The 18176-nt window shown below is 62.4% G+C and carries 11 protein-coding genes; 3 read left to right on the forward strand and 8 right to left on the reverse strand.

What is annotated here, in order from left to right; all coding sequences use genetic code 11:
* Positions 1-11: 11 nt before the first annotated feature.
* Complete coding sequence (locus G9373_RS22900) at positions 12-1382, reverse strand: aminotransferase class III-fold pyridoxal phosphate-dependent enzyme (protein WP_164060180.1); 1371 nt, start codon at positions 1380-1382, stop codon at positions 12-14.
* A 520-nt stretch (positions 1383-1902) separates the two neighbouring features.
* On the opposite strand from G9373_RS22900, the gene G9373_RS22905 reads away from it, so the two are divergent.
* A complete protein-coding gene (locus tag G9373_RS22905; protein ID WP_095870029.1) occupies positions 1903-3216 on the forward strand; it encodes an MFS transporter in 1314 nt (437 codons plus the stop codon).
* Positions 3217-4036: 820 nt separating this feature from the next.
* Here G9373_RS22905 and G9373_RS22910 read toward each other — a convergent pair.
* From G9373_RS22910 to G9373_RS22935, 6 genes are all read right to left on the reverse strand, one after another.
* Positions 4037-4840 (reverse strand): IclR family transcriptional regulator, encoded by an 804-nt coding sequence (locus G9373_RS22910; RefSeq protein ID WP_167116905.1) that lies wholly within the window; start codon positions 4838-4840, stop codon positions 4037-4039.
* 126 nt (positions 4841-4966) lie between these two features.
* On the reverse strand, positions 4967-6793 hold the full coding sequence (locus tag G9373_RS22915; RefSeq protein WP_167116908.1) for an acyl-CoA dehydrogenase: 1827 nt from the start codon (positions 6791-6793) through the stop codon (positions 4967-4969).
* A 176-nt stretch (positions 6794-6969) separates the two neighbouring features.
* A complete protein-coding gene (locus G9373_RS22920) occupies positions 6970-7716 on the reverse strand; it encodes a crotonase/enoyl-CoA hydratase family protein (protein ID WP_167116934.1) in 747 nt (248 codons plus the stop codon).
* 120 nt (positions 7717-7836) lie between these two features.
* On the reverse strand, positions 7837-9186 hold the full coding sequence (locus tag G9373_RS22925) for a Glu/Leu/Phe/Val dehydrogenase (RefSeq protein ID WP_167116911.1): 1350 nt from the start codon (positions 9184-9186) through the stop codon (positions 7837-7839).
* Between the two features lie 630 nt (positions 9187-9816).
* Positions 9817-10623 carry an enoyl-CoA hydratase/isomerase family protein gene (locus G9373_RS22930; protein WP_095870025.1) on the reverse strand — a complete coding sequence of 269 codons (807 nt, stop codon included), beginning with the start codon at positions 10621-10623 and terminating at the stop codon, positions 9817-9819.
* Positions 10613-11602, reverse strand: coding sequence for an agmatinase (locus G9373_RS22935; protein ID WP_240960674.1), 990 nt, complete (start codon positions 11600-11602; stop codon positions 10613-10615). Before G9373_RS22935 ends, G9373_RS22930 begins: the two co-directional genes overlap by 11 nt.
* 256 nt (positions 11603-11858) lie before the next feature.
* Here G9373_RS22935 and G9373_RS22940 point away from each other — a divergent pair, with 256 nt between their 5' ends.
* Both G9373_RS22940 and G9373_RS22945 read left to right on the forward strand, forming a co-directional pair.
* Complete coding sequence (locus G9373_RS22940) at positions 11859-12656, forward strand: IclR family transcriptional regulator (protein WP_095870023.1); 798 nt, start codon at positions 11859-11861, stop codon at positions 12654-12656.
* Between the two features lie 498 nt (positions 12657-13154).
* Positions 13155-16418 carry a protein kinase gene (locus G9373_RS22945; protein WP_167116913.1) on the forward strand — a complete coding sequence of 1088 codons (3264 nt, stop codon included), beginning with the start codon at positions 13155-13157 and terminating at the stop codon, positions 16416-16418.
* A gap of 525 nt (positions 16419-16943) precedes the next feature.
* On the opposite strand, the gene G9373_RS22950 is transcribed toward G9373_RS22945, so the two are convergent.
* Positions 16944-18161 (reverse strand): NADH:flavin oxidoreductase, encoded by a 1218-nt coding sequence (locus G9373_RS22950; protein ID WP_346842844.1) that lies wholly within the window; start codon positions 18159-18161, stop codon positions 16944-16946.
* Positions 18162-18176 lie beyond the last annotated feature (15 nt).

Raw genomic sequence — 18176 nt, forward strand, 5'->3', positions numbered from 1 at the left:
GTCTCCGTTTCTCAGGCCGAGAGATATCCGGCGGCCTGCAGCCGCTTCGTCACCGTCGCGAGGGTCGTATCCAGCCGCTCGACGATCTCGGTGACTTCGGCCTCGGTGATGATCAATGCGGGCGTGAGCATGAGGAATTCACCGAAGGCTCCCCCGTTGAGTCGACGACCACCGATGAGCAATCCGTTCTCCATGGCAACACGACGGATCTCGCCCGTCGCGTTGGCAGCACCGGGAAGGGAGGCTTTCGTGGCGCGGTCCGCGACGATCTCGACGCCGACCATCAGCCCGCGGCCGCGGACATCACCGATCAGCGGCCATTTCTCCGCCAGACCCTGCAACTGCTTGGTCAGCTCTCGACCCATGACCGCGCCGTTCTCGATCAGGCCTCGCTCGGTCATCTCGTCGAGAACCGCACAGCCTGCCGCGCAGGAGATGGGGTTCGCGTTGTACGTGTGCGACAGATCGAAGCCACCGTTCGAGGTGAGGCGCTCGAGCAGTTCCGCCGAGACCGCAGTCGCAGCGAGCGGGACGTATCCGGCGCCCAGGCCCTTGGCGATCACGATCGCGTCGGGGCGTGCGTCGGGGGTGTGCTGGGCAGCCAGGAATTTTCCGGTCCGGGTCGCGGACATGACCTCGTCGAAGACGAGAAAGACATCGTGGCGGGTGCAGATCTCGCGAACGGCGCGCAGATAGGATTCCGGTGCAACGTTCGCGCCGGTTGCTGTTCCGCCAACAGGCTCCATGATGAAAGCGAGGACGTTGTCCGGACCAAGTTCGAGGATCGCGCGTTCGAGGTGCTCGGCGGCGAGCGATCCCGCCTCCTCGATGCTGATTCCGTCGGGGCGGCGGTACGTCAACGGCGCGGGAACCTTCGTCGAGGGCACCATCATGTCGCCGTAGTAGGCGGTGTACTCACTGTCCCCGGTCCACCCCATCGTTCCGAGCGTTCCGCCGTGGTAGGACGGCGTGAGTGAGATGACCTTCCGCTTCGCCGGCTTTCCTGCCTGGTAGGCCGCGACCCGGAGAAGTTTGATGGCCATCTCGTTGGCCTCGGACCCGTCGTTCGCAAGGTGGATGCGCTCAAATCCGGGTCCGGCGAGCTCGGCGATCCGCGCCGTCAGCTCGATGTTGGGGTCGTGTCGGGAGAAACGAACGTACGAGAACGTCATGCGTCGGCCCTGGTCGACCATCGCCTGAAGGACGCGTTCGTTACCGGGACCGATATTCGCTACTGCCGCACCAGCATTCGCATCGATGTACGCCGTGCCATCAGCGCCGTAGAAGCGAATACCCTCGGAACGGGTGATATGCGGTCGAGGAATCGAGGACTTCGAATAGAACTGCTCTTGATGGTTCCCGAGGCCGTCACGTGTGGACACTGCGCCTGACCTTCCTGTTAGTGGCCGTTGTTTACTAGAGAAGCGAGGAGCGGCAGCCCACCGCAGGTCACTCCCGCTTTTCCGGAAGCTGCATGGGCGGTTGCCAAACGTTTGGTATCACTCTACGTTTGCCAGCCCGTGAGCACAAGACACCTGACCGGAGAGCAGCCTGGCCGGAGCCTGTGGTGGCCCGGCTGGGCACCCTTCCGTGCAATGGCGCGGCCTGCGCACGTCGCCCGACCGCGGAACTGGGCACGCATGACGGTTTCCACCTCCACCGGAGCAGCCTGCCTTCGTTGCCGCAGCCGGGGACGACGCTGATGGAAGTTCTGCCTAATAGAACGACTATCCATAGATAAGAATAGCGTGATTTCCGTAGTGTTACCTTCGGCGAGACCTGGTATACAGGATTCGGTTATATATCCTGACTTTGACTTCAGGCGGATGCCGGCAACGGACCTCAGAGTGGATTTCAATTCTGCATAGCAGAATTATCGACGTTCCAGTTCGCCTCAGATGCATGCGGGCTGCGCTCGAAGAGGATTTGCCATTGGCACCATCTCTATCTCTGGCCTGCGCGAACCGGGCTTCCACTCACGAGTACGAAAGGGCGTTCATGGTGGTGACTCGCAGACCTCGGATGGCCACGTTGGGTGGAGTGATCTTCATCGTTTCCAACGTATTCGGGTCCTGGGCGTTGATCTTCCCCGTGACTCCGCTCCTCGTCAGTGCCGTCGGAGGCTCAGGTTTCGCCGCGGGGGGAACAACCGGGGTGTTTATGACCGCCACTATCGCGGCCCAACTCGCCACCCCTACATTGCTGCGTCGCTACGACTTTCGACCAGTTGTGGTGTCCGGATGTCTGCTTCTCGGGTTGCCGTGCATCGCTCTCGTACAGTGGTCACACGACATCACCGCTTTGATGGTGATCAGCGCGGTCCGAGGACTCGGATTCGGCCTGGTGACAGTGGCCTGCTCTGCGCTGCCTCCTCACCTGTCCACCAGCGATCGGCTCGGTCGGGCCGTCGCCGCACAGGGCATGGCCAATGCTGCCTCTCAGACCGTCTTTCTGTTGATCGGAATGCAACTCTTCCGAGCCGGGGGTGTGGTGGCAGTGTCCGTAGTCGCGACTGCAATGGCCGTAACAGCAGCGCTGGCGGCGCTTGGTCTCCCGCGGGCCATGTATGGCGCTATCGGTGCGCATTCGGATTCCGAGTCCACGCGTGGTGTCCTCAAACGGCCTATCGCCTTGGCCAGCCTGGCCGTTGTTGGCATCGCTGCTGCGTATGGTGGTCTTTCAGCGCTGGTTCCGCTCGTCGGCTATCCCCAGTCCACACATGCCGGAGTGATCCTGGCGACGGTAGGCGGCACCGTCGTCGCGGGCCGGTTCGTCGCGGGACACTATAGTCACCGGATTCTCGACCGTCGGTCGACGGCACAGATCGGAGTCGTCGCAGCGATCGCGGGAACCATGTGCTTCTCGGTCGCCGTCACATCGGCGAATGCCGCATTCCCGGTCGCTCTGGCCGGGGCGATGGCCTTCGGGTTTGGCCTTGGCTGGATCCAGAACGTGACGTTGATGAGGACATTAGTGTCAGTACCCCCGCACCGAGTCGGATTCGCCAGTGCCGCATGGAACATCAGCATGGACGCCGGAATCGGCCTGGGAGCGACGATGACGGGCGCGGTCGCCGATCACTCCGGGTTCGGTATCGCTCATCTCTCGTCTGCAGTGATCATTGCACTGACCGTGGCACTCCCTCTCGCCGCACGGCAGAACCGCAGTCAGCAGCATCGGCAGGTGATGCGCGAAGTGCCGGCCAGTCGCGAATAGAACCGCGCCGACAGTCTCTGCGGTTCGCCTCGCCTGAGGGCCGAGGTGGCTGCGAAGCCCTTACTCTGACCCTCGTCCACGGTCGAGCGCCAGAGACTCGCCGAGATTCGAGGCGAGGAAGCCGAACGCGGAGGCGGGGATCGACCGTGCGATCTGAGGGAACTCCTGTGCTGGCGGGCTAATAGTTCATAACTGTTGTGCAACAGCCTTTTACCGACCCGACTGCGGCCGAGTCGGATTCAAGGACGTTACTGTGGGCGGCGAGGACCGACGCGGTCCCAGTACGGCTGAGTCCGTCGCCGCTGGTTTGGATCGCACCACTGAAGCGTGTAGCGGACCTGAGGCCGAATTCGGCGACCACCCGTTGATCCGGACCGTGGAAGAACGGAACATCGTCGCCTGAACAATGGGTGGTCAGGGACCAGTGCGCTGCCAGGGTGAGCGACTCAAGAGCAGGTACGCAGAAGTGCCCCGGATGTTGCTCCGGGGCACTTCTGGCCCATGTCGAAGATCGCCGTCGAGGTGGAGCGGTTGCGTGCCCGGCATCACGAGTGCTTCGAAGTCACTTTCTGGCCGCCGAGGCCGTCAAATCACCGCTCACGTCGAACTCGACATTCTTACACTGACTAATCAGTGTGGTCTCCCGCATCTCGTGACTTCCCGGCCGAGACGACATTTGCTGTCGGCAAACACTCTTTCACATGTGAGCGAGGACCCAGCACTCAATACCGTGGAGCGCCGTGCTGTATCCCGCTCGCGATAAGGCCGGCGATCTTCCGGTCATGTCAACGCGACCAACGATGGGAAGGTGTGAACCCGGTTACAGGACTGTGCTGATGGTCTCTGCGGTGCGTCTGACTTGGGGGCCGAGGTGGCTGGCAAAGCCGTCGGCAGCTCGCGCCCACGGCAGTGCCAGCGTGACGGCGCCGTGGACTGTGCCAGTCTCGTCGACGATGGCGGCGGCCACGCCGACGAATTCCGGGCCTGCCTCCCCGAGATTGGTCGCATAGCCCAGTTCGCGGGCTGTGGCCAGGTGCTGGTCGAGTAGGGCACGGGTGCCGATGGATCGTTCAGTTACGGTGTGGAGCTGCTCCTCCGGGTCTGGGAAGAGTTCTCCAAGGTCAGCGGTGGTCATGCGGGAGAGCATTGCTTTTCCCGCTGCTGTCAGGTGGGCCGGCATCCGGTCGCCGAGATCATCGACTACTCGCAGCGGTAGCAGTCCTTCGGCGACGTCGACGACGATGACGTCGGGCCCGTCGAGAATGCACAGCTCGGTCGTCTCACCTGTGACGTCGCGCAGGTTCCTGATCAACTGGTGAGCGGCTTGGCGGACAGGCAGATGACTGACGGCAGCCAATCCGATATCGAGCAGCGCCGGACCTTGGGCGTATGCGCGGGTCGTCACGTCTTGCTCGACGAACTCGAACTGCTGCAGCACAGCAAGTATCCGATGCGCGCTGGAAGGTGCAATGTTCAACTCGTGCGATACCTCGGTCACACGAAGTGATGGTGATTTCCGGAGCATAAGAAGCATCTGCAGTGCATTGCCGACTGATCCGATCGGGTAGGAGGGGAAACTCCCGCGCGGTGATTTGACCGTCGCCGTCGGGTCCAAGTTGCCCACGATGGATGACTATACATTTTCAGTGGGCGCCATGAACGGGGGTGGACTCGGCCCGGCCGGCAGTGGCGTCGTGGACCTCGCCGAAGTCGGGCGAGGTCCACGACGTGTTGCATCTTTCTCAGCGAGTCAGAAGGCGTTCTCGTCGAGCTCCATGAGATCGAGATCGAGGTCGAGGACGGATTGCTTCGTTGCCGTGATGCCGGGGAGTACGGTCTTTGCGAAGTAGGACGCCGTCGTGATCTTTCCCTTATAGAAGGGCACATCCTTGACTGCCGGGGCACTGGCCAAGGCAGTCAGTGAGACAGTCGCCTGCACGAGGAGCCGCCATCCGATGAGCAGATCTCCCACCGCTTCGAGCAGTCGAACGGCTCCGAGGCCTGCCTTGTAAATCTCTCGCCCGTCGTTCGTGCCTGCCGCGTAGCATTCGAAGGCTGCGACCATCTCACCGATGTCGACGAGTGCCCCGTGAAGCAGTGTGCACTCGGCTCTCAACTCAGCAGGTGCTGATCCGATGAACCGCTCGATCTGCTCCGTGACGTGCGAGAGGGCGACACCGTTGTCGCGCAGTACCTTGCGGAACAGAAAGTCTTGGGCCTGAATCGCTGTGGTGCCTTCGTAGAGCGTGTCGATGATGCTGTCCCGGAGGTACTGCTCGAGCGGGTAGTCCTGAAGGTATCCCGAGCCGCCGAAGATCTGGAGGCTACGGGTGAGCAGCTCGCATGCACGTTCCGAACCGACGCCCTTGACGATCGGCAGGAGGAGATCGTTTACTCGCTGCGCCAAGTCCGCGTTCGCACCGGACACCTCGAGTGCAACCTCGCGATCCTGATGCGCCGCGGTATAGAGGTAGACGGCGCGCAGACCCTCGGCGTACGCCTTCTGCAAGACGAGGCTGTGGCGGACGGCCGGGTGATGGCCGATCGGAACCCGCGGCGCGGCCGGGTTTCTCATCTCGGTCATGTCGACACCCTGAATGCGTTCTTTCGCGTAGTCGCGGGCATTGAGGTAGCCGGTGGAGAGAGTGCCGATGGCTTTGGTGCCCACTGTCATCCGCGCGCTTTCGATGACCCGGAACATCTGGGCGATGCCGTCGTGCACGTCGCCCACGAGCCACCCCACCGCGGGAACGTCGGTACCCCCGAAGGTCAGCTCACACGTCGGCGAGGACTTGATGCCCATCTTCTTCTCGAGGCCGGTGACGAAAACGCCGTTACGCGCCCCGAGCTCCATGGTCACCGGATCGAAGTGCCATTTGGGGACATAGAACAGGCTCAGACCTTTGGTTCCCTGCTGCGCACCCTCAGGTCGGGCCAGGACGAGGTGGAAGATGTTCTCCGCCGTGTCGCCGACGTCGCCGTTCGTGATGAAACGCTTGACGCCCTGTAGGTGCCAGGTGCCATCCGGCTGAGCGATCGCTTTGGTCCGGCCCGCGCCGACATCGGAACCGGCATCGGGCTCGGTCAACACCATGGTTCCCGCCCAGCCCCTTTCCAAGCCGGCTTTCGCCCACTGCTTTTGCTGTGCGGTCCCGAACTCGAACACGACCCGCGCGATGGTCGACGAGAAGTTGAAGAACGTCAGTGGCGCATTTGCCGAAGACAACATCTCGTTGACCGCCCAGACCAGGACGGACGGGGCCGCCGAGCCGCCCATGTCGGCGGGGAGCCCCAGCTGTGCCCACCCTGACTCCGCGACGATGCGAACGGTCTTCGCCAGCGCATCCGGTACGACCACCGAACTGCTGTCCACGTCGAACGTCGTCGGTGCGCGATCCGCTACCTCGAACGACTCCGCAACCGGTCCTTCGGCCAAGCGGCCGACTTCCTGCAGAATGTCGGTGACGAGTTCACGATCGAGGTCCCCGTAGACGCCCGTGTCGAGCACCCTGCCGAGTTCCAGGACCTCGAACAGGTTGAACTCCAGGTCACGGACGTTGCTCTTGTAATGCGCCATCTTGGTCGGTAATCCCCTCTAGCTTTCGATGCACGGTCTGCCGACATCAGCCGATCCGCTGCTGAGCCCGCAACCTCTCTAGTGGTGCAGGAGCACAACGTGGTCTGCCAAACGTTTGGCACCCACCATACGGTGGGCCTTCCTGCCGCACAAGGGCGCCAGGCTCACTGCGCTCTTCACCGGGACCCGAGGTCGACCAGGAGATCCCGTTGAAGATCGGTCTCCATGGCTAGCCCGATGGCAGGATCAGCTGTCCACGCCTCATTGAAGAGCCTTTTCGCGGCGCGCACGGCCTTCGGCGGGCGACTTGCGATGTCGTGCGCAAGCTGCTGCGCGTAAGCGTGTGGGTCGTCGACAGCGTGGGTGATCAAGTGCAGATCCTTGGCCTCGCTGCCGGACAGGATGCGGCCCGTGAAGGTCAGCTCCTTGGCCACGTCGATGCCGACCACCTTTGATATCGACTGGGTAATTCCCATGTCAGGTACAAGACCCCACCGAACCTCCATGATCGACAGGCGGGCATCCGGTGCGGCGACTCGGATGTCAGCTCCGAGCGCTATCTGCAATCCCCCGCCGAAGCAATTGCCGGTGATCGCAGCGATGACCGGCACCGGAAGTCGGTGCCAGTCGTAGGACACACGCTGAGCCAGGTTCGCAACTTCCCCGGGCGCGCGAACCAGCAGATCCTCGATATTGTCCGGATTCTGAAGGAAGTGCTTCACATCCAACCCAGCGCAGAAGCTTTCGCCGTCCCCACGGAGAACAACCGCGCGGACCCGTGAATCTCGATGAAGCTGCTCCGCGCTCGCCAGCAGTGCGGCGATCATGGGACCGTCGAGGGCGTTGTGCTGCGTTCCTCGTGTCATGGTCACAGTCGCGACTCCGGCGCTGTCGATGTCGACACTGACCCGCTTGTCATCCATGGTCTGTTGCCCCATTCGTTTTCATCTCAGCATCATGTGCCGTGTATCGGCCGGCCGTCCCAACGGCAGCGGCGGCAGCGAGTACGACCCGGCCCGTCAGGATTCGCGGTCGACGGGTCGTCACGGATAGAGACCACGGGTCAGATGTGCGGTTGTCACCGTGTCCACAGCAAGCACGGTAGCTGCCAGGCGAAGCGAGACACGATGGGTCGCAGCATATTCGAGGACGCGATGCCATGCCCGCTCCATTCGTTCGCGAAGGCGATTTTCGACATCGGTTTGACTCCACCAATAGGCCTGGTTCGCCTGCACCCATTCGAAGTAGGACACGATGACGCCCCCCGCGTTGGCGAGGATGTCGGGAACCACCAGTTGCCCATTCGCACGGAAGATCTCGTCGGCGGCGGGGGTCGTCGGGCCGTTCGCGCCCTCCACGATGAGCGAAGCGTGGACGCGGTCGGCATTCTCGCCGTGCAGAACCCCTTCGACCGCCGCCGGGATGAGCAGGTCCACCTCGAGGTACAGCAGCGCATCTCTATCGTTGAGATCCTCGGAATCATCGAACCCGAGAACCGTGCCGGATATCGCTACGTAAGCTTCGAGATCCGGTACGGAGAGACCGCCGGCATTGAAGATGGCACCGTACTCGTCACTGACGGCGACCACCTTGACTCCGGCTTCCCAGAGGTACCGCGCGGCGCCACGTCCGACCTTTCCGAATCCCTGAACTGCGGCGGCTGTCGCGGTCGGTCGCCTCCGGAGATGGCTCAGGGCCGCCAAGGCCACGTGTGCCACTCCCAGCGAGGTCGCGGTGGGCCTACCGAGGGATCCGCCGAGCGCGAGCGGCTTTCCGGTGGTGACGCCCAGCACCGTGTACCCCTGGCTGGCGGAGTAGGTGTCCATCATCCATGCCATGACCTGCTCATCGGTGCCGATGTCCGGCGCCGGAATGTCCTGGGTGGGTCCGATGATGGGAATGATCTCGCTGGTGTACCGGCGTGTGACTCGTTGGACCTCCTCTCGGGAGTACCGCTTCGGGTCGAAGCGAACCCCACCCTTCGCCCCGCCGTAGGGCACGTCGACGAGCGCGCATTTCCACGTCATCCACATGGCAAGGGCGCGGACCTCGTCGAGAGTGACATCCTTGCTGTACCTCAGCCCGCCCTTGCCGGGGCCGCGAGAGACGTTGTGCTGCACCCTGTGACCGGTCAGCACCTCGACATCTCCGTTGTCTCGCCGCAGTGGAATACTGACGGTCATTTCGCGCCTCGGATTGGCGAGCATGGAGTAGACGCCCTGATCCAGGTCGAGTACCGCGATCGCGTCCGAAAGTTGCGCCCTGGCGTACGCCAGTGGGCCAGTGTCAACATCGGGAGCTTCCCCGCCGGGGGTTGCGGTGGCAGTGACAGGGATCGAATGTGGCGATTCGAGGTCGAGAGGGGATCTCCCGGCGTTCAGGTCGGTCGTCATGACAAGTCCTTCGGTGTGTCCGATTCCGTTGTGGAGGCACCATCCAATATGCCAACCGTTTGGCATCCAGGGTGGCGCTCGTGGCCCTCGTCGTCGACTGCGGCCCTACCGAGAGCCGGCGTCAGCCGTGGCATCGCCTCGGAGCTCGTTCACGAGACTGAACACCGGCAGCAGCAGCGCCAGCACGTCCTGCCGGTTGCCAATCGTTTGGTAACCGGTCGTACTCTACGTTTGTTCGATACTGCAGCACAAGAGATGCTGATCGAATTGCGTGAGAGGAATGGTGCGGTGTGGGTGCAATCGTTCCGGGGAACCTGATCGAGCGCACACAACTCTCAGCGCGATCGTTCACGATCTCCCGCCTGCGCGTCGTCAACGCACTTCCTCCGGAAGCTCACTGGTCAAGCAGAATCCGACTTCCTGCGAGCTAGCGCACCGTACGCGACTACCTCACGAGAACAGCGGGATTGCGAGACAGGCGCACGCCCCCACCAGGAGACTGCCTGACGACTACGACGATCAATCGAGAATGCGGATGACGACGAGTCCGGATGGGACTCGTCGTCATCCTGAGGGTCGCTGGCAGCAGAACGCCGTTGTCCTAGAAGCCGGGGACCCTCTCGCCCTGCCCTAGGCAGTCGCGCTACCCGAGGCCGAAGGGAATTGCGGTTCCCGCTTCTCCTGGAAGGCGGTGAGTCCTTCCAGTGCGTCCTCCTGGTAGAAATCGATGGTTTCGAGCGCCACCGATAGTTCAAAGGCCGGCGCAGCGCTGCGCAACACATGGTTGAGTGAACGCTTAGTTGATCGCAGTGCCCGCTGCGGCCCTCGCCCGAGTCGGTCGGCAACGGCGAGCGCTTCATCCAGCACCGCTTCCGCCGGCGCCGCCTTGCTGACGAGACCAATGCGCTCCGCCTCTGCCCCAGTCAGGAAGTCAGCGGTGAGGAGGTAGTACTTGGCTTTGGCCATCCCGCACATCCACGGCCAGAGCATTACGGCATGGTCACCGGACGCCACGCCGATCCTGCTGTGACCGTCGGTGATCCGCACGTCCTCGGCGATGATGCTGATATCTGCGGTCAGTGCGACGGCAAGTCCGGCCCCGACCGCGACCCCATTGATCGCGGAGATAATGGGTTTGTCGAGGTCCAGCATGTTGTAGACGATGTCGAGGGCGACCTTGCCCGACCTCAGTACTCGGTCGGAGCGCAAGCTAGCCGCAGGGGTGCCGTGCTCCTTGAGATCCCCGCCGGCCGAGAACACCTTCCCCCGTCCGGTGATAACCGCGACTCGCGTGTCATCGTCGCGCCCGATCGTGCGCCACACCTCCGCGAACTCGTCATGAGTTCGCGCGTCGGCCGCGATACGATCGATGTGGACCAGGAGCACACCGTTGGGGCGGCGCTCGAAGCTCAGGTTCTCGAATTCCTCATACTTCATGTCGCGCTCCGTTGCCTGCGATTCCGCACTTGGAGACGCGAGCGAGCGCGATAGCGCAAATGATCTCGAACATGATGTTTGCGGCATTCAGCGCCGTGTGACCGCTCGGGTCGAGTGGCGGCGCCACCTCCATGACGTCTCCGCCGATAATGTCCAACCCCTTCAGTCCTCGCAGGATTGCCAATGCCTCGCGCATCGACAACCCATCGGGTTCGGGTGCCCCCGTACCGATGGCATAGGGCGGATCCAGCGCGTCGATGTCGAAGGTGATGTATGTCGGGCCGTCACCGACCACACGGCGAATCTCGGCGACGGTTTCTGTGATTCCGAGTTCGATCACTTCGTTGATCGTGAGCAGGCGCATTCCATGTTGTGCGTGGTAATCACGGTCGGTGGACATGAAGCGAGTTCCACGAATGCCCAGGCTGATGGTGCGTTTCGGGTCGACCAATCCTTCTTCGATCGCGGCCCGGATCGCGTTGCCGTGATGGATGTAGCCACCGTACGGATCGTCGTAGGTGTCCGGGTGGGCATCGAAGTGGATCAGGCCGACCGGGCCGTTCCGCACGAGGCCCTTGAGGATCGGATAGGTGGTCCCGTGGTCACCTCCAACAGCCACGAGGGCTCCACCGCGGTCCGCCACCCTGCCCACGAACTGTGCAGCGAGGTCTTGGCTTACGCGAGGGCTCATGGGATTGAGGACGGCGTCACCGATATCGGCGACTCGACATAGATCGAAAGGCGAGACGCCGTCGAAGCTCACCCGTCGGATGAGGCCGGACATCTGCCGTACCTGCGACGGCCCCTGCTTCGCGGAGCCTCGTCCGCCCTGGAAGTCGAACGGGATTCCCGCGAGTGCGATGTCCACACCCTCGAGATCGGGTTGGTAAGGGGCGCGCATGAACGTCTGCACGCCCGTGAAGCGACCCATCCCCTGTTTGCCGAGTTCACCAATCGTGGATTCGGGCTTTTCTGACATGTTGTCTCCTGAGCTGCCGGCCGCGGCCTCCTCTGTATAGGAGCCAATAGGCGCTGCCGCGAGCAATCTGTAAAGAGCGGCTTTCGACCGTTCCGTTGATAGGAATGACATTCAACCTAGCAGAACACGAGTGCTGAGGGAAGGGATGGTTAGCAGGGTTTGCCCTTCCGTTCGCCTTGACGAAGGGCTGTAAGGTGCTACTAGATTCCGCGTGGCGGAATCAGGTTCGCTTTGCAGCAAGGGAGTGGTTCGGCGGATGCGCGATAGTAGTCTTGGCGACTCCCCGGCAGGAGAGAACACCAGCGGTTCAGGGGTGACCGGTTCGGTCGGCAATGCGTTGAAGATCTTGCTGATGTTCGGCACTGTTCCGGCTGTGCGAGTCGCCGATGTTGCTCGTGAGCTCGGGGTCGCTCGATCCACGGCACACCGACTGCTCGCGACGCTGGAGCATCACCGCTTCGTGACGCAACAGGTCAAGAGCAAGGCATACGAGGCGGGGCCCGTTCTCCTCGAAGTAGGACTGAGGGTCCTCGCGGATCTCGATCTGAAGTCGGTCGCTCGGCCGCAGCTCGAGCGCTTGAGCGACGTGACGTCGGAATCGAGCGGATTGCTTGTACTCGAGGGGCGTGACGTCGTCGTTGTCGACTTCGTTCCGGGAAGCCATCGGTTGCGGGTGGTCGAGCGACTCGGAGACCGAGCTCCTGCGCACCTCACAGCGGCGGGCAAGGCCATACTTGCTGCGTTGAACCCGTTCGATTTCCGCCGTTTGTATCCCAGTGAAACCTTGCCGGCCGTGACGCCGCGATCGGTTCAAACCCGCCTCGAACTCGAAGAAGAACTCGATCAGATCCGGCGCAACGGGTATGCGTTCAATCGAGAAGAATCAGGGGACGGCTCCGTCGGCATCGCCGCCGCCGTCGTGCACCGAAACGACGGCGTCGTAGGTGCCGTTACCTTGGCCCTACCGATCAGTCGACTGAACGACGATCTCGGCGCCGACTTCGGGGCGTCCGTCGGTGAGGCAGCCCGCAGGATAGGAACCGGCCTGCCCTAATGTCCCCGGGCTTGGATTCATTCATCGTCATGTGATGATCTTGGATCGACACCGTCAGAGCTGGAACTAATTACGGCCGAACGAGATACGTTGCAGAATGGGCTTGGTGCGACTAGACCGCTCGGGCACTGGAGGCCCCACAAACATCCCGGCCACGCAGCGAGACGGTTGCGTGTGAGGATCTCGCGCACGTTCTCCGCGGAGTGCCCGTCGGGCAGGTGCAGCCTGCGTTCGACGTGGGTGCCGATACCGACCGGTTGACTTCGCCCATGATCGCCGGAGTCGAGATCCCCGGCGCGCGGTGGGCGCGGTCACCTCGGCGGCGCACGACGCCTCCACGACCGTCGCGCCCTGCGTGCGACAACAACCGTGCCCGCTCCGAAGCCTCGCAGCCGAGGCTGGTAATGCGCACAAGTTACTCTTGAGGCACAGCATTGGCAGGTTGAGTAGGGTGCGGCATCGCATTGGTGCCGAAACCAGATGAATCGCGGGTGCCCGATGTCCGAAGATGATCCTCTGCGGACCCAGCGCAGCATGGGGTCGACAATCACGTTCGAGCTGGAAGCTGCCGGATTCGGGAACGCCCAAGAAATTGGGCGAGGCGGTTTCGGTGTCGTGTACCGATGCGTACAAAACGAGCTCGACCGCACGGTCGCTGTGAAAATTCTGACCGCCGACCTGGATGCAGAGAACCGGGCGAGATTCTTCCGCGAGCAGCGCGCAATGGCCAGGTTGACGGGGCACCCGAACATCGTCACAGTCCTTCAGGTCGGGTCCACCGACAACGGTCGCCCATACATTGTGATGCCATATCACCCGCAAGGCTCTCTCGAGGCGCGGATCCGCCGCCAAGGCCCACTGGCATTGAACGAAGCATTGCGCCTCGGAGTGAAGATCGCAGGTGCTGTGGAGTCCGCACACCGGCTGGGCATTCTTCATCGGGATATCAAACCCGGGAACATTCTGCTCACCGACTATCAGGAGCCGGCACTGTCAGATTTCGGGATCGCTCATATCTCGGGAGGGTTCGAGACCGCCACCGGCTCGGTCACCGGGTCACCCGCCTTTACAGCCCCCGAGGTTCTCCGGGGAGATCCGCCGACCCCGTCGTCGGATGTCTATTCCGTCGGCGCCACTTTGTTCTGCGTACTTACCGGCCATGCCGCGTTCGAACGCCGCAGCGGCGAGCAAATCGTCGCGCAGTTCCTACGCATCGCGACCAACCCCATCCCTGATTTGAGCGGCCACGGCATCTCCGACGAGATATCGAAAACGATCGCGCGGGCCATGTCCCGTGATCCGCACGAACGCCCATCGGCGAAGCAACTCGGTAACGAGCTTCGTGGCACCCAGCTCCGCCACGGGCACCAGGTCGACGACATGGCACTTCGTGCCGAACCAGTTTCCGAGCCGCACGGCCCGGTGCCGATGTCGCACGCACATTCCGCGCAATCCGGCCGGGGCACCAAAGGGAACATCCCCCTCGAGCTGACCAGTTTCGTCGGGCGACGAAGAGAGCTAACCGAAGCAAAAACCCTTCTGCGATCCTCTCGCCTGGTCACATTGACGGGCATCGGCGGTGTCGGTAAGACGCGCCTCGCGCTGAAGGTTGCCAACAACGTGCACCGTGCGTTTGCCGATGGTGTCTGGTTCGTCGAGTTGGGAGAACTCCGCGAAGAATCCCTACTAGTCGATGTGGTATCAGGGGCGCTGGGTATTCGAGATCAGATGGCGATTCCACGCCAGGAAGCCTTGATTGAGTTCCTCTCCTCGCGCGAGTTGATGCTCGTGCTCGATAACTGCGAGCAGTTGGTGGGTGGGGTGGCCGAGTTAGCTGAGTCGCTGCTTCGAACCTGCCCCGGGGTCCGAATTCTCACCACGAGCCGTGAGCCGCTCGGCATCGGCGGCGAAGTTGCACTACGTGTTCCCCCGCTCAGCGTCCCCGATCCCGACCGTGATCCGTCTCTTCAAGGTCTGCCCAGCTACGACGCGGTGACATTGTTCGCTGACCGCGCCGCGACTGCGCTACCAGGTTTCGAGCTCACCGACGACAATCGAATGGCGGTCACCCGAATCTGTCAGCACCTGGACGGGTTACCTCTCCCTCTCGAACTGGCCGCGGCTCGACTGCAGGCCATGTCACCGGAACAGATTCTGCAGCGGCTCACCGACCGCTACGCATTGCTTACCCGTGGTAGCAGAACTGCACCGACACGGCAACAGACGCTGCGATTGTGTATCGATTGGAGCCACGAACTGTGCACACCACTGGAACAACTTGTGTGGGCACGTCTCTCGGTGTTTGCTGGCGGAGTCGAACTCGACGCCGCAGAATCCGTCTGCGGGATGAACCTGACAGCGGAAGCCCTCCTCGACGCGATCACCTCTCTCGTCGAGAAATCGATTCTGATCCGCGAGGAACGCGACGACGTCGTGCGCTTCCGACTGCTGGAGACCCTGCGCGAGTACGGCCGGACGAGGTCTGAGCAAACCGAGGAACTACCGGAACTGATTCGTCGGCACAGTGACTGGTATCTGCAGTTGGCGCTGAACGCCGAGGCCGAATGGATCGGCCCGCGGCAGCTCGAATGGATCGCACGCCTCGAGCGGGAGCAATCCAACCTGCGGGAGACACTGAACTACTACCTGTCCGAAGATCCGGACACCGGCCTCCGAATCTCCAACGCCATGCACCTCTTCTGGAGCTCCCGAGGACTGTGCAGCGAAGGGCGGTATTGGCTCGATCACTTTCTGGCCCGCCAGAGCGGGCAACCAACCATCGATCGGGTCAAAGCACTCTATTCTGTCAGTGCCCTCGCTGACTGGCAGGGCGACCTCAGCTCTGCAGCAGCGGCCGTAGCGGAGGCACGCGTGCTCGCCGAGCAGATGACCGATCCGCTGCCGCATGCACTGGCCGTCCACGCCGACGGAGTCCTCAAAGTCTTCGCTGGTGACTACACCCGTGCCCCCACGCTTCTGGCGGAGGCCCTCGAAGTGTTTCGCGAACAGAACCGCATCTACTTTCAAGTCGAGGCCTTGATCATGTTGGGGCTCTCGAACGTATTATGCGGAGAGACCGCACAGTCGATGGCCTATTATCAGGAAGCCCTCGACATCACCGACACACAAGGTGAATCCGTCAACTCGGCTTTTGCGCGATGGGGCATGGCCGTTGCGGTGTGGCAGCAAGGTGATCGCGCACGGGCCACGGACCTTCTTCAGCAAGCACTAATACGGATCGCGAGACGTGTGCAGGACCCGGTGGGTTCAGCGGCGTGCCTCGACGCGCTCGCATGGATCGCCGGTGATGCCCGCGAGGCACACCGCGCCGCTGTCCTGATAGGAGCCGCCGAGTCCCTCGCTCATGTCGTCGGAACGTCGCCGGTCTTGCTTCCAGGCCTCCTCGTGCACCATGAAGAGTGCGTGCAAACCTGTCGGCGGACGCTAACCGACAAGACCTTCATGACTGCCGTTGAGGAAGGTAGGCAACTCGGGCTCGAGGCTGCCGTCGCCTACGCTGTCGGCGGAGTCCCGGCGGCTCCGTCGCCGTCAACCGGCGACACAACAGTCACACTGACCAAAAGAGAGCGGCAGGTCGCTGAACTGATAGCCGAGGGCCTGACCAATAAAGCAATCGCTGACCAGTTGGTGATTTCCCCTCGCACCGCCCAGGGACACGTCGAGCACATTCTCACCAAACTCGGGTTCCATACGCGGGCGCAGATCGCCGCATGGATCGCAGAGCAGCAACAACATTCATAACTTCCAGGGGAGAGACCACGAGCGCCCCGACGGTGGGCCGGGAGATAACGGGACCGACCGTTCGACCAGGCAATCCTTTGCTATACGGTGGTGACGTCGGGCGGGTCGGGAAGGTCGACGTCGAGAATGAAGTCGAGCCTGATCAGGGCGTCGACGTCGAACCTTGCTGCCCGCACTCGGACCTCTTTGTAGGTAGAGACGCCCGTGCACGCAATCGAACAGAGTCACTGGAATAGTGTGTGCCACCGCCGATGGCTGGGGAGTGGCGATAACTGCGAAGTTCGAGCTGTTCAAGGACACCGGCGGCCAGTTCCTGTTAGTTGGGTGTCGGACATTATGTTGGGTTGGCTGGGTTCCTCGGCATCTCGCAGTCGATTCGATGGGCGAAGTTGCAGCTACACGGTTGGTGTCCGTGCTGGAAGGACGAGACGTCCCGGGTGTCGCGTTGGGCCCAGCGCTTGCGGTCCGGGCATCCTCTGAGTCGGGCGACTCGGTCGACAGCCCGCCATCGCGCATCGGGGTCTGTCACGCGACAAAATCATCCCAGTCGGTCGCGAGGTAATCAATGAAGGCACCCCCCAAATGCTGTGTCTCCAGGTGCCGCCGCGAAACGGGTTGGCAAAGGCTAGTGAACGCGGGGTCGGCCAGCACTCTGGCCGCGAAGTCGTGGTGAAGGATGGCCGCAGTGCCGATGAGTACGAAATCGGCACCACGGTCAAGGCACGACTGCGCAACGGTTCCCGACAGTATCTTGCCAGCGACCCCGAGCTTTGCCTTTCCTCTCGACAAGGAAGCGAAGGCGTCGATGAGCGTGCTGCCGGAATCGTCCCCATGTGGCCGTTTTGACACGTCCCACAGTGACATATCGAGGTAGTCGACGAGCCCCGACGTCATCACCTCTTCAGCCAAAAGACGGCTCTCGGAAATCGTTATGCCGTAACGCTCGGGACTCAGGCGCACACCCACCTGAAACGACGGCCCCGTCGCTGCTCGTACGGCTTCCAGTACCTCAAAGATCACTCGTGACCGATTGTCGAACGTACCGCCGTAGCCATCGGTACGGTTGTTGCGGCGCGCGTCCAGGAATTGGCACAGCAGGTAACCGTGAGCACCGTGGACCTCCACGCCTGCGAAACCGGCTCGCTCGACCCGTCGAGCAGCACTGGCGAAATCGTCGATCAAGCAGTGGATCTCGTCCGTCGTCATCGCACGAACTCCCCTGGAGGGATCATCCCACGGGGCAATCGGAGGGACTCCCGAAAGCTCCGGCCGCGCACGCATGCCACCGTGGTGCAGCTGGACCGCCGATGGAGTTCCCTGCTCGCGCAGTACTGTGGCGAGCCTGGCCAGACCAGGCAAGAATCGGTCACTCCATACTGCGAGCTGCCCGGGGAATCCCTGCCCTCCGCGCGACACGTGCGCAGCGCACGTCAACACCATCCCGAACCCGCCTGCGGCGCGTGTCCGCAGCCACTGCAGTTCGTCTTCGTGCAGACTGCCATCTACATGACTCTGTTGATTTGTCAGGGGTGCCAGGACCAACCGGTTGGACCAGTCGGGGCCGCGTTCCAACGACATTGGATTCTCCACACGTGTCACTACGCTCTCTCCTTCGAGATGCTGATGCATTGGTTCAATTTGGTGTGGGTGCATGTCGCAGCAAGTACGAGTGAATCCGCGGTCCAACCCACTTGAGCACCTTTGCCGGAAGGAACTGGTCGGCCCACGGTCGACGGACCTCATACGGTGAGACTCGTG

The organism is Rhodococcus sp. A14 (genome assembly GCF_011603105.1).
Classification (GTDB): Bacteria; Actinomycetota; Actinomycetes; order Mycobacteriales; family Mycobacteriaceae; genus Rhodococcus_F; species Rhodococcus_F opacus.